The 19,032-nt window shown below is 64.5% G+C and carries 17 protein-coding genes; 5 read left to right on the top strand and 12 right to left on the bottom strand.

The window, feature by feature from the left end; translation table 11 throughout:
- Window positions 1–635: 635 nt before the first annotated feature.
- The 12 genes from flgL to flgB all read right to left on the bottom strand — a co-directional run bounded on the left by flgL (window position 636) and on the right by flgB (window position 12,834).
- Entirely contained in the window at window positions 636–1,871 is a 1,236-nt protein-coding gene (gene flgL / locus AWB83_RS33085) for a flagellar hook-associated protein FlgL (RefSeq protein WP_087049841.1), read from the bottom strand.
- Window positions 1,872–1,882: 11 nt separating this feature from the next.
- Complete coding sequence (flgK, locus tag AWB83_RS33080) at window positions 1,883–3,826, bottom strand: flagellar hook-associated protein FlgK (protein ID WP_087049840.1); 1,944 nt, start codon at window positions 3,824–3,826, stop codon at window positions 1,883–1,885.
- 387 nt (window positions 3,827–4,213) lie between these two features.
- Window positions 4,214–4,966 carry a flagellar brake protein gene (locus AWB83_RS33075; RefSeq protein ID WP_087049839.1) on the bottom strand — a complete coding sequence of 251 codons (753 nt, stop codon included), beginning with the start codon at window positions 4,964–4,966 and terminating at the stop codon, window positions 4,214–4,216.
- Between the two features lie 305 nt (window positions 4,967–5,271).
- Window positions 5,272–6,312: a flagellar assembly peptidoglycan hydrolase FlgJ gene (gene flgJ, locus AWB83_RS33070; RefSeq protein WP_087049838.1), complete on the bottom strand. Its 1,041-nt coding sequence runs from the start codon at window positions 6,310–6,312 to the stop codon at window positions 5,272–5,274.
- A 13-nt stretch (window positions 6,313–6,325) separates the two neighbouring features.
- Window positions 6,326–7,453 carry a flagellar basal body P-ring protein FlgI gene (locus AWB83_RS33065; protein WP_087049837.1) on the bottom strand — a complete coding sequence of 376 codons (1,128 nt, stop codon included), beginning with the start codon at window positions 7,451–7,453 and terminating at the stop codon, window positions 6,326–6,328.
- A gap of 2 nt (window positions 7,454–7,455) precedes the next feature.
- Window positions 7,456–8,151, bottom strand: coding sequence for a flagellar basal body L-ring protein FlgH (locus AWB83_RS33060; RefSeq protein WP_087049836.1), 696 nt, complete (start codon window positions 8,149–8,151; stop codon window positions 7,456–7,458).
- Between the two features lie 26 nt (window positions 8,152–8,177).
- On the bottom strand, window positions 8,178–8,966 hold the full coding sequence (flgG, locus tag AWB83_RS33055) for a flagellar basal-body rod protein FlgG (RefSeq protein ID WP_087049835.1): 789 nt from the start codon (window positions 8,964–8,966) through the stop codon (window positions 8,178–8,180).
- 33 nt (window positions 8,967–8,999) lie between these two features.
- Window positions 9,000–9,752: a flagellar basal-body rod protein FlgF gene (gene flgF, locus AWB83_RS33050; protein WP_087049834.1), complete on the bottom strand. Its 753-nt coding sequence runs from the start codon at window positions 9,750–9,752 to the stop codon at window positions 9,000–9,002.
- Between the two features lie 37 nt (window positions 9,753–9,789).
- Window positions 9,790–11,043: a flagellar hook protein FlgE gene (gene flgE / locus AWB83_RS33045; protein WP_087049833.1), complete on the bottom strand. Its 1,254-nt coding sequence runs from the start codon at window positions 11,041–11,043 to the stop codon at window positions 9,790–9,792.
- Between the two features lie 46 nt (window positions 11,044–11,089).
- Complete coding sequence (locus tag AWB83_RS33040; protein WP_279629106.1) at window positions 11,090–11,746, bottom strand: flagellar hook assembly protein FlgD; 657 nt, start codon at window positions 11,744–11,746, stop codon at window positions 11,090–11,092.
- A gap of 89 nt (window positions 11,747–11,835) precedes the next feature.
- Window positions 11,836–12,261 (bottom strand): flagellar basal body rod protein FlgC, encoded by a 426-nt coding sequence (gene flgC / locus AWB83_RS33035; protein ID WP_035499295.1) that lies wholly within the window; start codon window positions 12,259–12,261, stop codon window positions 11,836–11,838.
- Between the two features lie 84 nt (window positions 12,262–12,345).
- Complete coding sequence (flgB, locus tag AWB83_RS33030) at window positions 12,346–12,834, bottom strand: flagellar basal body rod protein FlgB (protein ID WP_087049843.1); 489 nt, start codon at window positions 12,832–12,834, stop codon at window positions 12,346–12,348.
- 265 nt (window positions 12,835–13,099) lie between these two features.
- On the opposite strand from flgB, the gene flgA reads away from it, so the two are divergent.
- From flgA to flhA, 5 genes are all read left to right on the top strand, one after another.
- Window positions 13,100–14,416, top strand: coding sequence for a flagellar basal body P-ring formation chaperone FlgA (gene flgA / locus AWB83_RS33025; protein ID WP_087049831.1), 1,317 nt, complete (start codon window positions 13,100–13,102; stop codon window positions 14,414–14,416).
- Between the two features lie 179 nt (window positions 14,417–14,595).
- Entirely contained in the window at window positions 14,596–14,922 is a 327-nt protein-coding gene (gene flgM, locus AWB83_RS33020) for a flagellar biosynthesis anti-sigma factor FlgM (RefSeq protein WP_167389187.1), read from the top strand.
- Window positions 14,923–15,022: 100 nt separating this feature from the next.
- Window positions 15,023–15,457 (top strand): flagellar protein FlgN, encoded by a 435-nt coding sequence (locus AWB83_RS33015; protein WP_087049829.1) that lies wholly within the window; start codon window positions 15,023–15,025, stop codon window positions 15,455–15,457.
- Window positions 15,458–15,668: 211 nt separating this feature from the next.
- Window positions 15,669–16,877 (top strand): flagellar biosynthesis protein FlhB, encoded by a 1,209-nt coding sequence (gene flhB, locus AWB83_RS33010; protein ID WP_087049828.1) that lies wholly within the window; start codon window positions 15,669–15,671, stop codon window positions 16,875–16,877.
- Window positions 16,874–18,979 carry a flagellar biosynthesis protein FlhA gene (gene flhA, locus AWB83_RS33005; protein ID WP_087049827.1) on the top strand — a complete coding sequence of 702 codons (2,106 nt, stop codon included), beginning with the start codon at window positions 16,874–16,876 and terminating at the stop codon, window positions 18,977–18,979. The genes flhB and flhA overlap by 4 nt, the downstream gene beginning before the upstream one ends.
- Window positions 18,980–19,032: the final 53 nt, after the last annotated feature.

Here is a 19,032-nt window from a genome sequence, read left to right as displayed (position 1 = left end):
ATCCTGAATTCTTAGTGGTCTATTGGTGTTGCCCCTGTGCGGGGCGGCAGTCACTTTCTTTGCTGCTGCAAAGAAAGTAACCAAAGAAAGCAGCTTTGGCCCAGAGTGCTTGAGGCGAACGCGTCGTCATCGTTCGGCGTGGCCCAGCCCCTAAAGAGTGCCCACATAGGCCTAACCGGACTTGGATCGCGGACCCACTGTGTCATCGCACCGTTTAGCTGGCTGGTGCAGCACTAGCGAGCTCCGGCGCGCTACGCGGCCGTCCGGTCAATCGGGTCTGCCCGTGCTTCTTGGCTTACGCCTCCATCTCTCCGCATGTGCCTCCCGCTGGTTTCCCTTGCATACCCTTCGGCAGCGCGCAGCGCTGTGCCGGAACGCTTCGGTGCTGAACCAGCGCCCTTGGATAGCTAGCTCGTCAGACCGTGCGCGAGCCAAGCCGCGTTAGTCCTATGAGGGCGACACTTAGAGGCTGGGCCACGCCCAACCATGACGACGAGTCCGCCTGGGCCAAAAGCTGCTTTCTTTGGTTACTTTCTTTGCAGCAGCAAAGAAAGTGACTGCCGCCCCGCACAGGGGCAACGCTAGCAGACCACTAAGAATTCAGGATTCCCCGAAAGAACAAGCAAACAAAAAAATCAATTCCCAATGTAATCAAACAACGACATCTTCTGAATCTGCGAAAACGCCATCTGCGCGGCCTGCAGCGAAGTCTGCGTCAACTCATACTGACTGATCGACGAAACCAGATCGATGCTCGTCAGATTGGCGATATCGCTCGCCGTCTGCGTCTGGCTCGTCTGCATCGCCGTCTGCGTCGACTGCACTTCCTGCTCGCGCCCGCCGACCACCGTCTGCGCCGCCAGCACATTGTTGAACGTGTTGTTGACCTTCGTGCTCGCCGTCGTCAGCGCGTTGGTCAGCGCCGCCTGCGCAGCCGGCGAACCGGTCGTCTGCTTGAGCGCATTCACGATGTTGTCGAGCGTCGCGAAAATGTCGTTGTTGTCCGTCGCCGCCGGCTGCACCGTGAAGGTGTCGCCGTTTCCGGGCGTGCCGTCGATCGTCACCTTCTGCCCGCCAAGCGTGATGTCCGTCTTGCCCGTGTAGGGAACATCGGCCGGCAACGTGTTGTCCGCCGGGTCCGACGTGACCGAATAGCTCGTCGTGCCGTCCGTCTGCGAGATCGAAAACGTGATCGTGTATTTGCTCGCGTTGCCCGCGTTGCTCGTGTCGGTCACGCTCACCGGGCCGATCGTCGCCGTGCCCGAGTTCGAACCGCCCGCGCTCGACACCGGATTGCTCTCGGTCGGCGACACGCTGCGGAAAATCGATACGCCCGTGTCGCCCACCGGGATCGAACGTCCCTCGCTGATCTGCACCGTACGCTGGCCCAGATCGCCCGAGTACGTCGTGCCGACGCCGGACGGATCGTTCGAAAACGGCGCGGCCCCGCCCTTCAAGCCGGAGAAGATGTAGTTGCCGTTGCTGTCCGTGGTGTTCGCGAGACCGAAGAGCTGGTCGCGCAGGCCCTGGATCGTGTTCGCGATCGACGTGCGGTCCGCATCGTTCAGCGAGCCGTCGCCGGCATGCACGATCTGCGTCTGGATGCTCTGCAGCGCGTTGCTTACGCTGCCGAGCGTCGAGTCCTCCTGCTGCAGCGACGAAAGCGCCGCCGTCTGATTCGTGCCGTATTGCGCGAGCGCACCGCTCTTCATCGTGAGCTGCACCGCCTGCGCCGCGCCGAGGGGGTCGTCCGACGCCGTGAGAATGCGCTTGCCCGACGAGATCTGCTGATACATCGACGCGAGCGAGCTCTGCTGGTCGCTCATCGAAGCGACGTTCATGTTGAAGTATTGGGAACTGGAAATTCGCATCGCGATTTGCCTCAGTTGAACATGCCGAGCAGCGACTGGAACAGCGTCGCGGCGGTCTGGATCACCTTGCTGTTCGCCTGGTAAAGCTGCTGATACTGAATCAGGTTCGCCGCTTCCTCGTTCAGATTCACGCCCTGCACCGATTGCTGCGCCGTGGTCGCCTGAGAGAGGAGCGCGGTCTGCGCCGAGCTCGTCGCCTTGAGCTGATTGGTCTGGTTGCCGATGGTGTTCACGTAGTTCGCGTAAGAACTCGTCAGCGTGTCGGTGCCGCCGTTGAGCGACTTCGACGAAACCAGGTTGGACATCGCCAGCGCGTTGCTGCCGTCGCTCGTACCGCCCTTGTTCTGCGCGATGCTGAACACGTCGCTGTCTTTCGGCGTGCCGCTAACCGTGGCGGAGACGCCGTTCGACACGATCGTCATGCCCGTCGACGCACTGTACGGAATGGTCGTGCCGACGGCGTAGTTCGTTCCGCCGACGGTCACCGGGACGTTCGACGTGAAGCCGCCCGCCGACGCGTTGTACGTCAGCTGGATGTCGGACGTCATCGAGTAGCCGCTCGACACCGTCGCCGACGAAATCGAGGCCGTGCCGGTGTTCGTGCTCGCGGCCGAGGTCACCGCGGGCGACGCCGCCGCGATCGCCGCGCCGTTGCTCGTCGTGAGCCTGAAGGCGTCGAGCGCGCCGCGCGTCGGCTGGATCGTGAACGAGTCGCCCTTCTGCACATCGGTCAGGCCCGACACGTCGATGTTCAGTCCGTTGATCGTGGCGTTCCCGACTGCGGGATCGATGGTGCCGAGCTTCTGGCCGCTCGCCGGGTCCGTCACCGTGTACTGGCTGCCGTCGTAGCTGACGGTGAAATCGTTGGCCGGCGGCTGCGTGCCATCGGCGATCGACGCGGTCAGCGTGCCTGTGCTCTTGTTGCGCGCGTTGGCCAGGATGGTCGGATTGCTCGTCGCGAAGAGGTCGCCGCCCTGGACGCCGTTGAGGTCGAGGCCGAGCTTGTTCTGGTCGTTGAGTTGCGTGGCGAAGCTCGTCGCGACGGCGCCGAGTTGCGCTTGCGCCGGATCGAGCGTCTGCGTGCGGAAGTCGATGAGACCGCCGACGACGCCGCCCGTGAGCGCCGAGTTGTCGATGTATTGCGTCGTCGCGGGCGTCTGCGTCGAGCCGTCGCGACTCTGGAACGCGACGGTGAGCTCGCTCGGGTCGGACGACGAAGGCACAGCCTGCAAGCCGTATTGCGTATTGCCGACGACGAGCGGCTGCCCGTTGCCGATGAACACGTTGTAGTTGCCGTCCTGCGGCACGACTTGCACGCCGATCATCGAACTGAGGTTCGTGACGAGTTGATCGCGCTGATCGAGCAACTGGTTCGGCTGCTGACCTCCCGCGCTGGCGATGTTGATCTGCTTGTTGAGATCCGCGATCTGCTGCGCGTAGCTGTTGATCTGCGAGACGGCGCTCGTCAGTTGCGTGTTGACGCTCTGGCGCAGTTGATCGTATTGCGCGCCTGCCGAGTTGATCTGATCGGCGAGCGTCTGCGCGCTGCTCATGAGCGACTGGCGCGCCGAGGTGCTGCTTGCCGAGTTCGCCACCGACTGCAGGCCGGAAAAGTAATTGGTGATACCCTGCGCGATGCCTTGAGTAGGATCGCCGACGAGGTTGTTCAGCTGCGAGATGAGCGAGTAGTACGTGCTGGCGGCGCTGCTCGAGGCCTGCGTGTTGTTCACTTGCGTCGTCAGGTACTGGCTGTATTGACGTGTGACGGTGACTGCCTGAACGCCGCTGCCGAGATATCCCGAACCGGTGAACTGCCCTGACGACTCCTGATACTGGACCTTTTCGAGCGTGTAGCCCGGCGTCGCGGCGTTGCTGATGTTCTGTCCCGTCGTCGTCAGGCCCCACTGGGCCGCATTCAGACCGGAGAGACCAATGCCGAAGATGTTGTTGGACATGCGTGAATCCTGGTGAAGCGGCGTGGGATTGGGCGCTGCCGCATGGCTGCCTTATATATCGGCCGATTGCCGGGGAAGTTGAGCGGCGGGTTGTCCGTCGTGGCTTCGACGGGGAAGCTGGACGGTTGTCGCGATGGGGCCATTATCGATTGAGTGGTGCAATGGCTATTGCACGAAGAGCGTGGGGTTTTGGGGTTATTTCGGGGGTTTTGGTCTTGGTTTTGGTTTTGGTTTTGTCTTGCTGGGCTTCTGTGAAAGCCTGTGTTCGCGTCGGTCTATTAGCATTGCCCCGCACAGGGGCAACGCTAGTAGACCACTAAGAATTCAGGATTCCACGAAAACGGAAGCAAGCGAACAAGACCTTGCAAGCCAAGACGAACAAAAAAACTATTTCACCAACGACCGCCGCTTCATTTCGAGCTGCGTGATGAGCCGCTGCAAGGTATTCTCCGCCGACCCCGGCATCGAAGTGAACTTGAACCCGATCGTATACCGACGATCCCCCTTCGCCGTGGTCGACTCGCGATGCGAAACGAGCTTCATATCCACCGTAACCTTGCCATTCGCGCTGAAATGCAGCTCGGCATCCTGAATCACGATACCCATCTCGAGATCCGCCACGCGCTCGTCCGTCGTACGCAACGCGACACCGCCGAGCGAAAGGTCATGCACTTCAAAGCGAAACCGCTCACCATTCGGCAAACTGCCCGTGCAAAGATAAGGATCGAGCACCGGCGCCTCGACGCGGAAATACTCGCGCCGCTGCATGTAATAAAGCACCGACGGAAACTCCGCCTCGAATGCCGGCCGTCCGTCGAACACCGTCTCGCGCGGTCCGGCCGTCGTGAACTCGACGCGCACGCCCTCCGGCGCCGCATGAAAAACGAGCCTCTGCGATGCAAGCACGCCCCGGTTCTGCTCCGCCACGCCGCCCCAGTCGAACGTGAAGCGATGCGCCGTCACGTCGACGTCGAGCAGACGCGTGACGATCTGCCCGTCGCCATACTGCGCCGTAAGGAAGTCGCCGCGATTGGCGAGATTACGCAGCGCCACGCCGATTTCCAGCGAATTGCGCCTGCCGAAATCCACGATCGGTGCGATATCCTCGTCGGCAACGTCATGCTTGTGATTGGTGTTCATGGTGCTAGCCGTATTCATTGTGCACGCGCGCCGCTCAAGCCCCCGAACCTCGCGCGTCGATCCGAACCCCTATTGGTCCGGCACTTCGATTATTCAGGTTAGCGGCATACCCCTTCAAAAGTTTAGGGTTGCCCCGCGTAAAAAGTATGTGGTGCGCCGTCCCTACCGACGTAAAACGTTTGCAACCGCCCGGAATCCGGACAATCGCGCCCCGGCGCGCCGGAAGTGCACGGGCGATGCCTTCCCACAGCAAAAAGGCGGCCGCAAACATCGGCTGATTGCAGGACGATCCGACGGCGCCGTCGTCAGACAATCTGGCGCATGATCGAAATGAGCTTCTTCGCGTACTGCGGATCGGTCGCGTAGCCCGCCTTCTGCATGCCGTGGGCGAAGCCCGCGACATCGCGCGAGGCCTGAACCACCGGCGCGTAGCGCGGGTTGTTCTTGATCACGCTCGCGTAATCGGTAAGCGCTTCCTCGTACGAATCGTACGCGCGGAAACGCTCCACGACCTTCTGCGGGCGGCCGTTCACGTATTCCGTCGTGACGGAATCAACGGTCTTGCCGGTCCAGTCTTTGGTCGCCTTGATGCCGAAGATGTTGTGGCTCGTCGCGCCGTTCGCGGTCTTGATCTCGCGCTTGCCCCAGCCGGATTCGAGCGCCGCCTGCCCGATGATGAAGCGCGCCGGAATGCCCGTCGCGGCGCTCGCGGCCTGCGCCGGCACGGCGAGCCGGTCGACGAACGCGTTGACCTTGTCCGAACCGTTGCCGCGCACGGGCGGCTCGAGCGAATCCGTCGCCGAATAGCCCTTGCCGGCGAGCGACGCGTTGTTCCTGTTGGCCTGCGCCGCCGCATAGGCCTTCGCCATCGCGTTCATCGCGGCGAGGTTGCCGGCGTTCGCCTCGATGTCGCCGCTGCCGCCTGCCATTCCACCGAGCGCGTTCATCGCGTTGGCGCCGCCCGTGCCGTTCGCGCCGGCCTTGCCGCCCGCGTTGCGCATGAGCTGCTTCAACATCATGTCCGCGACGCCGATGCCCTTCGACGACATCTGCTGCGACAACTGCTGATCGAGCATCGACGTGAACGACTTCGTATCGTTCGATTCGAACGGGCTGTCCGAAGGCGTCGCGTCACGCATGCTCTTCAGCATCATCTGCGTAAAGACCGCGTCGAATTGCTTGGCGGCTTCCTTCAGTCCCTGTTGCGGATTCGTGTTGGCCTGCGCGCGCAGCGCATCGAAGCCCTGCGTGTCGAGTGCGAAGCGGTTCGACAGATTCGAGAAGCCGCTCGTCGTATCGGTCGATGCCAGCGCAGCGCTGGCGATGCCGCTCGTATTCGAGTTCATGAGCCTTCGTTCCTTAGATGATTTCGAGGTCGGCGCGCAGCGCGCCCGCGGCCTTCATCGACTGGAGAATCGAGATGAGATCCGCCGGCGTCGCGCCGAGCGCGTTCAGCGCCTTCACGACATCGGCGAGATTCGCGCCCGCGCTGAGCATCTTGAGCGCGCCGCTGTCCTGCTTCAGCTGAATCGACGACTCCTTCGCCGCCACAGTCTGGCCGTTCGAGAACGCGCCCGGCTGGCTCACCGCCGTCTTCGTGTTGATGACGACCGAGAGATTGCCGTGCGCGACCGCGCAGTTCTGCAGCGTGACCATCTGGTTCATCACGATCGAGCCGGTGCGCGCGTTCAGGATCACCTTCGCGGCGGCCTGAGCCGGACGCACGTCGATGTTCTGCAGCTGCGCCATGAACGACACCTGCTCGCTCGCGTCCTGCGGCGCGCGCAGTTGAATCGTGCGGCCGTCGAGCGCGAGCGCCGTGCCCATGCCGAACTGGTTGTTGATCGCCGCGACGATCCGTTGCGTCGTGTCGAAATCCATCTCGCGCAGTTCCATCTGCATGACGCCGCCCTGCTGCTGCAGCGCCGTCGGCACCGCGCGCTCGACGATCCCGCCGCCCGAGATGCGGCCCACCGCAAGCTGGTTCACCTGCACCTTGCTGCCGTTCGCGCTCGCGCCCGCACCGCCGACGACGAGATTGCCCTGCGCCATCGCGTACACCTGGCCGTCCGCGCCCTTCAGCGGCGACATCAGCAGCGTGCCGCCGCGCAGGCTCTTCGCGTTGCCGAGCGAGGAGACCGTCACGTCGATCGCTTCGCCCGGCCGCGCGAACGGCGGCAGTGTCGCGGTCACCATCACGGCGGCGACGTTCTTCAGCTGCATGTTCTGCGTCGTCGAAGGGTTCACGGTGATGCCCAGGTTGCCGAGCATGTTGGTCAGGCTCTGTGTCGTGAACGGCGTCTGCATCGTCTGGTCGCCGGTGCCGTCGAGGCCGACGACGAGACCGTAGCCGATCAGCGGATTGTCGCGCACGCCCTGGAACGAGACGAGGTCTTTCAGGCGCTCGGCGTGCGCGGGCGGCGCGGAGCCGAGCGCCACGAGAACGGCCGCGAGCGAGAGCGAAACGAAGCGAAGAAGCGAATTCATGATCAGAACGGCGCGACGTTGAGGAAGAAGCGCTGCAGCCAGCCCATGTTCTGCGCTTCGTCGATGTAACCCTTCGCCGAGTATTCGATCTTCGCGTCGGCGACTTGGGTGGAGAACACGGTGTTGCTGCCCGAAATGGTCGTCGGGTTGACGACGCCCGAGAAGCGCACGAATTCGTTGCCCTGGTTGATGAGCATCTGCTTCTCGCCGCTCACCATCAGATTGCCGTTGGGCAGGACTTCCGTCACGGTGACGGTCAGCGTGCCGCTGAACGTGTTGGCCGCGCTCGCGCCGCCCGTCGCCGTGAACTTGTTGGCGCCGGTGGCCGACAGGTTCGTGTTGTTGAAGAGGCCGCCGAAGATGCCCGGCGTCGTCGGCACCGCAAACGAAGCGTTGCTGCCGCGGTTGGTGTTCGCCGCGGACGACTTCGTCGCGTTGACGTTTTCCGAGATCACGATGGTCAGGATGTCGCCGACATTGCGCGGCCGCTGGTCTTCGAACAGCGGCCGGCCCGCGTAGCCCGCGTTGTAGATCGCGCCGGGCGAACGCGTGCCGACGGGCGGCTGCGGCGGACGCGCGGTCATCGGCTGCTGGACGATCGGCTCTTTCGGCACGAGGCCGCACGCGGCGACCGCCGCGCCGAGCACGGCCAGCGAGGCAAGGCGCGAAGCCTGTGCGAAGAATCTGGTGGGCGACATCTTGGTGACTCTGGTTAAGCGTGACTTCAAACCTGCATCTGCGAGAGCGTCTGCAGCATCTGGTCGGACGTGGTCACGGCCTTGCTGTTGATCTCGTAGGCGCGCTGGGTCTGGATCATGTTGACCAGCTCCTGCACGACGTTCACGTTCGACGCCTCCACATAGCCTTGCTGAAGCGAGCCCGCGCCGTTCAGGCCCGGCTGCGACACGTTCGGCGCGCCCGAGCTGCCCGTCTCGGAGAACAGGTTTTCGCCGCGCGCTTCGAGACCGGCCGGGTTGATGAAGGTCGCGAGCTGGATCGCGCCGACCGTCGTGTTGGCCGTGCTGCTCGGTTGCGTGATCGACACCGTGCCGTCCGAGCCGATCGTGATCGACGTCGCGTTCTGGGGAATCGTGATCGCCGGGTTCAACTGGTAGCCGCTCGACGTGACGAGCTGGCCTTGCGCGTTGGTCTGGAACGAGCCGTCGCGGGTGTAGGCGGTCGTGCCGTCGGGCATCGTCACCTGGAAGAAACCTTGGCCGTTGATCGCGACGTCCTTCGAGTTGCCGGTCTGCTGCAGGTTGCCCTGCGTATAGAGGCGCTCGGTGGCGACCTGCTGGACGCCAGTGCCGAGCTGGACGCCCGAGGCGAGCTCGGTCTGCTGCGTCGAATTGGCGCCCGGCTGGCGCGTGGTCTGATACAGGAGATCCTCGAACACCGCGCGCGAGCCCTTGAAGCCGTTCGTGCTCACGTTGGCGAGATTGTTCGAGATGACATCCATTTGCGCCTGCTGCGCATTCATGCCGGTCGCGGCGATGTAGAGAGAGCGATTCATATCCGTATGTTTCCTGTGTCCTGGGTTCGCCGCTTAGCTGAAGTTCAGCAGCTTGTTGGCCGACTGTTCGTTCTGGTCGGCCGATTCCATCAGCTTTGTCTGCATCTGGAATTGCCGGGCGTTGGTGATCATCGAGACCATCGCGGAGACCGGGTTCACGTTGCTGCCTTCGAGCGCACCGCCGGCCACGACGACGTTCGGGTCCGCATCGGCGGGGTCGCCGGTCGCGGTGCGGAAGAGCCCGTCGTCGCCGCGCGAAAGCGTCGCCGGATCGGGATTCACGAGCTTCAGCTGATCCACGACCGCAATCGCCGTCGGCGGGTCGCCCGGAATCAGCGCGGAGATCGTGCCGTCCTTGCCGACCGTCACTTCCGCGCCCGGCGGGATCGACAGCGGACCGCCGCCGCCGAGCACCGGCAGATTGTTCGCCGTGACGAGCTGGCCGTTCTGATCCACGTGCAGGTTGCCCGCGCGCGTGTACGCCTCGCTGCCGTCCGCCGCCTGCACGGACAGCCAGCCGGGGCCCTGGATCGCGACATCGAGCGGATTACCCGTCTGCTGGATCGGGCCTGCCGAGTAGTCCGCGTTCGGCGTGGACGACAGCACGAAAGTGCGCGTCGTGCCATCGGCGGACTGGTCTTCGAACGACATCGGCACCTGGCGGAACGCCGCGAGCTGCGCCTTGAAACCCGTGGTCGACGCGTTCGCGAGGTTGTTCGCCACGACGGCCTGCTGCTCGAGCGCCTGGCTTGCGCCGGTCATCGCGGTGTAGATCAGACGGTCCATGAATCGCTTCCTTCTTGCCTATGCGTGCGGACGATGCTTACAGGTTGATCAGCGTCTGGTCGACGGTCTGCTGCGTCTTGATCGTCTGCGCGTTCGCCTGATAGTTGCGCTGCGCGGTGATCAGGTTCACGAGCTCGCTCGTCAGGTCGACGTTGGAGTTTTCCACCGCGCCGCCCTGCAGCGTGCCGTGGTTGGTCGAGCCCGGCACGGACACCTGCGGCGCGCCGGAAGCGGCGGTTTGCGCGTACACGTTGCCGCCCAGGTTCTGCAGGCCGTTCTGGTTGTTGAAGTTGGCGATCGCGATTTGGCCGAGCGCCTTCGTTTCGCCGTTCGAGTAGTTGCCCGTCAGCATGCCGTCCGTGCCGACCGTGAAACCCGTCAGCTCGCCCGTGCTGTTGCCGTCCTGATGCAGGTTCGTGAGGCCGCTCTTCGCGCCGTACTGCGTCGTGCCGGCGAGGTTCAGCGTGAGCGTCTGCGTGGTGGCGCCGTTGTCCGCGCCATTGGGAATCGTGAAGGTGAACTGGCCCGTTTTCGGGGAGGTCACGCTGCCCGTCGTGCTCGCGGTGGTGGAGTTGAGATTGCCCGACGCATCGAAGGTGACCGCGCCGAGATCGGTCTGCTGCGTGACCGGATCGCCGTAACCCGCGAAGGCTTCCCACGTGCCCGTGGCCGACTTCGTGAAGTAGACGGAGACTTTCTGCGTGCCGCCGAGCGTGTCGTATACATCCACCGAGGTGGACGCGTTGTACGTGTTGCCGTCCGTCGGATTGAAGTCGGCGGCCGTCTTGTTGTCGTCCTGCGAGTTCAGGTTGAACGCGGCGGTGATCGTCTTGGTCGCGGTCGGCGCGATGTTCGCCGTCGGCACCGTGAGCGGCACCGTGCTCGCGCTGTTGACGACGCCGCCCGAATCCGCGGCATAGCCCATCAGCTGCAGGCCCGCCGAGTTGACGATGTTGCCGTTGTCGTCGAGATGGAACACGCCGTTGCGCGAATACACGGCCGAGCCGTTGTTCGACAGCTGATAGAAGCCGTTGCCGTTGATCGCGACGTCGAGCGCCTGGTTGGTCGTGGTGATCGTGCCTTGCGAGAACTGCTGCTGCACTTCGGCAAGACGCGTGCCGATGCCGATCTGGTTGCTGACGGCGGTGGCCATCGAGCTCGCGTACATGTCCGCGAACTGCGCCGCGCCCTGCTTGAAGCCGACGGTGTTCGCGTTCGCGATGTTGTTGCCGATCACATCGAGGTCGCTCGACGCCGCGCCCAGACCGCTCAGTGCTTGTTGGTAACTCATGTGTTTCTCCAAAGCGAGCCCGCGCCCGCCCCAAATGAATGTGAAATCAGAGAATCGACGCGACGCTCGTCAGCGCAACCGTCGAGCCGTTCGCGAGCTTGAGGCCCGGCGCGCCGCCCGACATCTGCACGACGCTCTGGACCTGAGAAGCCGACAGCGTGGTGGCCGTCGCCTGCTGGCCGTTGATCGTGCCTTGCGCGGTGATCGTGTAGCTGCCGTCGGCGAGGGTGTTGCCCTTCGAGTCGACCGGCTTCCAGCCCGACACCGGCACGACGCCCGCGCCTTGCGCGCCGAGATCGAGCGTGTTGACGATCTGGCCCGACGCGTTCTTCACGACGATCTGCAGGTCGCTCACGTCGTTCGCCAGTTGCACGCCGAAGCTCGACGACGCGCCGCTCGAGACCGTCACGTTGCTTCCCGGCGCGAGCACGTTCGAGCCGATCAGCAGCGCGGCCTGCGTCTGCTGGCCGGCGGAGAGCTGCGTCGCGAGCGAGGACAGCGACGTGTTCAGCTGACCGATGCCCTGCACCGTGCTGATCTGCGCGAGCTGCGAGGTCATCTGCGAGCTGTCGGCGGGGTTGGTCGGATCCTGGTTCTTCAGCTGCGTCACGAGCAGCGTGAGAAAGGTGTTCTGCATGTCCGACGCGGACGTGCCGCTCGCGCTGCTGCTCGATGAACTGGACGAGCTCGACGTGCCGTTCATGGTGTCGAGCAGCGTCTGCGACACGGTGGTGCCGTTGCTGCCGATGGTTGTGCTGGAGGAGCTCACGTTATGTTCCTTTGGATTCGCTGTCAGGTTCCGATGGTCAGGGTCTTGAGCATCAATTGCTTGGCGGTGTTGAGCGTTTCGACGTTCGCCTGATAGGAACGGGACGCGGAAATCATGTTGACCATCTCCTGCACGGGATCGACGTTGGGGAGCGTCACGTAGCCGTCCGCGTTCGCCGCGGGATTGCTCGGGTCATAGCTGGTCTTCATCGGGCTCGGATCATCGATCACGCCGGTCACCTGCACGCCGCCGACCTGCTGGCCCGACGCGGTGCGCGCGCCGCCGAGCGGATCGACCGCGAACACGACCTGCTTCGCCTTGTACGGCTGGCCATCCGGGCCGGTCGTGCTGTCGGCGTTGGCGAGGTTCGACGCGGTGACGTTCAGGCGCTGCGCCTGGGCCGACATCGCCGAGCCGGCGACGTTGAAGATGTTCATCAAGGAAGGCATGGGGCGTTTCTCCTGTGTCGGCCGGAGTTGGCGCTTCAGCGCTTACTCCGGCCCCACGCCGGGCAAAGCCCGGCGCGCGCCTTGTTAACTGTTCGACGTGATCGCCGAGAGCATCGACTTGATCTGCGAGCTGAGCACCGTCATGCCGGCCTCGAAGTGCAGCGCGTTGTCCGCGAACTGCACGCGCTCGGCATCGAGATCGACCGTGTTGCCGTCGAGCGAGGGCTGGCTCGGCACGCGGTACGCGAGCTTGCCGTAGTCGTCGCTCGGGCCGCCCGATGCGGTGAGCGTCGTCGTGCCGGCCATGTGGCCCTTCGCCGTCACGGCCATCGACGCGCCCGTGCTCACGCTGACGGGCTGCGCCATCGCGAGCGTGCCGTTGTTCGAGGCCGTGGTGGCGCCGCCGGTCTTCTTGAGGGCGCCGGCGAGCGCGCTCGAGAAATCGACGTCGCGCGCCTTGTAGCCGGGCGTGTCGGCGTTGGCGATATTCGACGACAGCAATTCCTGCCGATAAGCGCGGACATCGAGCGCCTCACGGCCAAATGCGAATTCCTTGTCGAGTGTGTCTAGCATTCCGGTTCTCCTGTCGGCAGCGCCGAGGCCTTTTTGCATGACACGCATCTTAGGAGCGGCGCACAAGAACTAATCCGACGAATAACCGGGAAACGGGGCCTCTATTCGACGCTTGCCCGCACTCAGGCATATCTAGAATGCGTTTCGTGGCCGATGGCGGGCGTTCGTGTTCCCCGTTCGGCCTAAGGCAGTCGCCGCGAGGTTTGCGGCCTGATTGAATCAAGGAACGCCGCGCGTGAAATACGCGGCGTGAGGGAGAGAAGTGATGAGCAGGTCCGCGAAGCGTGCATCGAACCCTACGGCTCGCGCCGCGGCGACGTTCGCGCGCCGCACGCTGCGCGGCCTCGCGGGCGTCTCGCTGTTCATTGGCGTCGCGGCGGGCGCGCACGCGCAGCAGGGCGACGGCCCGATCGTCATTCCGGGCAACGCGGAAACCAATCCCGCCGCCGTGGCCGAAATGGCGAAAAGCCTGAATGCGCCGGCTGCGCGCGGCTCGACATCCGTGGCCGCGCCCGTTTCCACGCTGCCCGCGCCCGACACCGGGCGTCCGAGCGGCTATCGCGCGGCGACCAAAGCCGCCGACGCCGCGATGCGTAACGCCGCGCTCGAACTCGAAGCCCGCGCCGACGCCGCCGACGATTCGATGAACGACGCGAGCGGCATGATCGTGATTCCCGGTCCGGGCGAAGCGAAACCCGCCCGTGCGGCCGTCGCGGCGTCCGCGCTTCCGAAAGCGCCCGCCGCGTCCGCCTTGCACGACGTGATTCCCGTCGTCGTGACGCGCGACGACGCTGTTCCCGCCCGCAACGCGAACACGCGTCCCGTCGCGGCAAGCGCGGCGGCTCCCGTTACCGGCGCCCCGGCCTCGCCGATGAAGCGCGTCAGCTTCACGCCTGCGAATTCGGCTGCCGCCGCGCCCTCCGCGGCGGTGTTGCCGCAGGCGCCCGGCGCCCCCGCCGCCATGCAGGATGGCGAATCGATCCGCCTCGCCGCGCTCAATTTTCTGCAGCAGCAAGCCGCGGGATTGCCGGGCAAGGCGGAAATCACCGTCACGCCCGTGTTTCCGCGTGGTCTTGCGCCCTGCTCCTCGCTCGATCCGTTCATGCCCACCGGCGCGCGTCTTTGGGGACGCATGACGGTCGGCGTGCGCTGCGTCGGCGAGCGGCCGTGGACGCTCTACGTGCAGGCGCGCGTGTCGATCAACGCCACTTACTATCTGGCCGCGCGCGCCATCGCCCCGGGCGAAGTGCTCGGCAACGCCGATCTGGTGGCTCGCGACGGCGACATCACCGCGATGCCGCAGGCCATCGTTACCGATCCGGCGCAGGCCGTCGGCGCGGTCGCGCTCTCGCGCGTGCCCGCCGGCCTGCCGCTGCGCACCGACATGCTGCGCGCCGCGAGCTCGGTGGCGATCGGCCAGAACGTGCGCGTGGTCGCCGCAGGCTCGGGCTTTTCGATTTCCGCCGAAGGCAGCGCGATGAACAACGCCGCGCCCGGCCAGCAGGTTCGTGTAAAAACTGCCGGGGGCCAGATCATCACCGGCATCGTGAAGGACAGTCAGACGGTGGAAGTGTCGCTCTGAAGGACGAAGTGTTCGCCATCCCACGCTTGTTTCATTTTGTTGCAATTGCGCTCGATGTCCGCCAGACAAGGCTTTCAAGGCGATAAGCGCAGCGAACGGCAGTTGACGGTCCGGAGGCAGGGTAAAGTTTTCAAGCGCCCCCGCCGATAAAGGACTCAACACGTTCGGGAATGGACATCGTGAAGATCGAATCGAATAGCAACACCACTCTGGCAGGCCTTCAAGAAGGCCTGCAACGTGCGTCGCAAAACGACGCGAAGGGTGCCGCGAGCACCGTGCAGCAGCCGAGCGCAAGCACGGCGCAGAATTCGACGGTGAGCTTGTCGTCGTTGTCGAGCGACCTGCGCGCATCGAACGGCTCGGACATCGATACGGCGAAAGTCGAGTCGATCAAGGCCGCGATCCGCGACGGCAGCCTGACGATGGATCCGGGCAAGATCGCCGACGGCATTCTGAGCACCGCCCGCGATCTGCTGCAAACGAGAACCCCGCCGACCGGCGGCTGAACGCAGTGAAGCAGCCGCGCTTGCGACAGAGCAGGCGCGCGGTGGCACGCGGCGTTCACGGCACCGGGCGGCTTTTTGAAACCGCTATTTGAGCGATGCAATGAGAGACGCCCTGCTTGCCACCGTCACCGAAGAAGTCGCCGCCGTTCAGGCCTTCGAATCCCTCCTCGTCGAAGAGGAAAAAGCGCTGATCGCCGCGCAGCCGCTTCCGGCGCTGCTGGGAATCATCGAGAACAAGACCGCACTGACCGAGCGCATCGCCGCGCTCGAAAAGACCCGCGATGCGCAGTTGAACGCGCTCGGTTTCCCGAGCGGCTTCGTCGGCATGGAAGCCGCCGCCGCCGGTGACGCAGCGATCGCCGAGCAGTGGGCGCTGCTCACCGCCGCCGCCCGCCGCGCGAAACAGGGCAACAACAACAATGGCGTGCTGATCCGCACGCGCATGGAATACAACCGCAAGACGCTTGCGGCCTTGCAGGTCGCGCCGTCGAAGGCCGGTTTCTACGGCCCGGATGGCCGCGTGCCGGGCGTCTGATCGCCCTCGGCGCTTTTCGGAAAGTACGGCGCGTACCTCGTGCGGGGCACGCGCCGCTTTTTGCTTCCGGCGCTTTCATCTACCGAATAACCCCCTTTTCCCCAGCCTTATCCGCCGATGGCCGCTCGACGCCTTCCGCAATAATCCCTTTCATCGAAAAGCGGCTTCACGCCGCTCGCATGTGTGACGGAAAGGAACGGAGCAAGGCCCGGTGGCAGAAGAAAGCGATCTCGAAAAAACCGAATCAGCCACTCCCAAGCGCCTGGAAAAGGCGCGGGAGGAAGGCCAGGTTGCGCGCTCGCGGGAACTCGCGTCCTTCGCGCTGCTGGCGGCGGGATTTTTCGGCGTGTGGGGCTTGTCGGGCCCGATCAGCGAGCATTTGCAGTCGATTCTGCGCGGCGCGTTCACCTTCGATCACGCGACGGTGCTCGACACGCGGCAGATGATGACCGGCGCTGCGAACGCGGGCAAGGAAGGCCTCTTCGCCGTGCTGCCGGTGCTGCTGCTCGCGGGTTTCGCCGCGCTCGCCGCACCGATGGCTCTGGGCGGTTGGCTCATCACGACGAAGCCGTTCGCGCCGAACTTCGGGCGCCTGAATCCGATCAGCGGCCTCGGCAAGATTTTTTCGGCGCAAGGACCGATTCAGCTCGGCATGTCGATTCTGAAGACGGTGGTCGTCGGCGGCATGGCGGGTTGGGCGATCTGGAGCCGCAAGGCCGAAGTGCTCGGCCTGCTGACGAAGCCGGTCAATCTGGCGCTCGCCGACGCGATGCATCTGATCTTCGTGTGCTGCGGCATGGCGATCGGCGGACTCTTTCTCGTCGCCGCCGTCGACGTGCCGTATCAGCTCTACTCGCACGCGAAGAAGCTGCGCATGAGCAAGGAAGAAGTGAAGCGCGAGCATAAGGAAAACGAAGGCGATCCGCACGTGAAGGGCCGCATCCGCTCTCAGCAGCGCGCGGCCGCCCGCCGCCGCATGATGCAGGCGATTCCGACCGCCGACGTGATCGTCACGAACCCGACGCACTTCGCCGTCGCGCTGAAGTACACGGACGGCCAGATGCGGGCGCCGAAGGTGGTGGCGAAGGGCGTGAACCTCGTCGCGGCGCGCATCCGCGAACTGGGCCGCGAGCACAACGTCCCGCTGCTCGAAGCGCCGCCGCTTGCGCGCGCGCTGTATCACAACGTCGAGATCGATCGCGAGATTCCGGGCGCGCTCTACGGCGCGGTCGCGCAGGTGCTGGCGTGGGTCTACCAGCTCAAGCGCTACCGGGAAGACGGCGGCATCGAGCCGGACGAACCGTCCGATCTCGACGTGCCCAAGGAACTCGACAAAGGCGGCGTATCCGACGCCGACGCCGATCAGGAAGCCGCCGAGGCACTGAGCGGCGGCAACACCGACAATGGAGCCGCCGCATGAACGCGCGCGCTGGATTCTTCGCCAAACGGCCCGACGCGCTGGGCACGCAGAACCTTCGGGCGCTCGCCGGCCCGATCTTGATCTGCATGATCCTGGGCATGATGATCCTGCCCTTGCCGTCGTTCCTGCTGGATCTGCTGTTCACCTTCAACATCGCGCTGGCGGTGATGGTGCTGCTCGTCAGCATGTACACGCAAAAGCCGCTCGACTTCGCGGCGTTTCCGAGCGTGCTGCTGTTCTCGACGCTGCTGCGGCTGTCGCTGAACGTCGCCTCCACCCGTATCGTGCTGCTCGAAGGCCACACCGGCCCGGACGCGGCCGGTCAGGTGATCGAATCGTTCGGGCACTTCCTCGTCGGCGGGAACTTCGCGGTCGGTATCGTCGTGTTCGTGATTCTGATGATCATCAACTTCATGGTGATCACGAAGGGCGCGGGACGTATCGCGGAAGTGGGCGCACGCTTCACCCTCGATGCGATGCCCGGCAAGCAGATGGCCATCGACGCCGACCTGAACGCCGGCCTCATCAACGAGGAAACCGCGAAGAAGCGCCGTCAGGGCGTGGCGCAGGAAGCCGAGTTCTACGGCTCGATGGACGGTGCAAGCAAGTTCGTGCGCGGCGACGCGATCGCGGGCCTGTTGATCATGGTGATCAACATCGTCGGCGGGCTGATCGTCGGCATGCTCCAGCACGACATGGACTTCACGCACGCGGCGACGAACTACACGCTGCTCACGATCGGCGATGGTCTCGTCGCGCAGATTCCGTCGCTCATCATCTCGACGGCGGCGGGCGTGATCGTATCGCGCGTCGCGACCGAGGAAGACATCGGCACGCAGTTGACCGGCCAGTTGTTCCAGAACCCGCGCGTGCTGATGATCACCGGCGTGATCATCGGCATCATGGGCCTGATTCCGGGCATGCCGCACTTCGCGTTCATGCTGCTGGGCGGCGGCCTCATCTACGCCGCGCGCACCATGAACAAGCGCGCCGAAGCGAAGAAGAAGGCCAACTCCGTCACGGACGTCACGCCGCTCGCGTCGGCCGCGGCTGCGTCGGCGGAGAACGCGGAAGCGAGCTGGGAGGACGTCGCGCTCATCGATCCGCTCGGGCTGGAAGTGGGCTATCGCCTGATTCCGCTCGTCGACAAAAACGCCGATGGCGAACTGCTCAAGCGCATCAAGGGCATCCGCAAGAAGTTCGCGCAGGAAATCGGCTTTTTGCCGCCGGTCATTCATATTCGCGACAACCTGGAACTGCGACCGAACGGATATCGCATCGCGCTGAAGGGCGTGGAGGTGGGCGTGGGCGAGGCGTTTCCGGGACAGTGGCTCGCGATCAACCCGGGTCAGGTTTCGGCGGCGCTTCCAGGCACGCAGACCCAGGACCCGGCGTTCGGCCTGCCGGCGGTGTGGATCGACACGAACCTGCGCGAGCAGGCTCAGGTGTACGGCTACACGGTGGTCGATGCGAGCACGGTCGTCGCGACGCACCTGAATCATCTGGTCGTGACACACGCAGCCGAACTGCTCGGACGTCAGGAAGTGCAGGCGCTGCTCGAGCGCATCGGCAAGGACACGCCGTCGCTCACGGAAGACCTGGTGCCGAAGGTCATCTCGCTCACGACGCTCCAGAAGGTGCTGCAAAACCTGCTCGACGAAAGCGTGCCGATCCGCGACATGCGCACGATTCTCGACGCGCTGCAGGAGCACGCGCCGCGCACGACCGATGCGCACGATCTCACCGCCGCGGTGCGGCTCGCGCTCGGTCGCGCGATCACGCAGCAGTGGTATCCGGGCAGCGACGATCTGCAGGTGATGGGCCTCGATCCGACACTTGAGCGCGTGCTGTCGCAGGCGCTTTCGACCGGCGCGAATCCGGGGCTCGAGCCGGGACTCGCGCAAACGCTGATGACGTCGACGCAGAACGCCATGATGCGTCAGCAGAATCTCGGCCTGCCGCCGGTGCTGCTCGTGCAGCATTCGCTGCGGGCGATGCTCGCGCGGTTCCTGCGACGCAGTCTCCCGCAGTTGAAGGTGCTGTCCTATGCGGAAGTGCCGGATACACGGAATGTGAAGGTGGTGAATCTGATCGGGGCGTGATTACGTGGAAATCACGCCGACGTAGGGCTCGAGGTGCTCCGAGACCGTGTGGA

The organism is Caballeronia ptereochthonis, assembly GCF_001545075.1.
GTDB lineage: Bacteria > Pseudomonadota > Gammaproteobacteria > Burkholderiales > Burkholderiaceae > Caballeronia > Caballeronia ptereochthonis.
The sequence above is the reverse complement of the archived record's forward strand: the minus strand, read 5'-3'. Positions and strand labels throughout refer to the sequence as shown.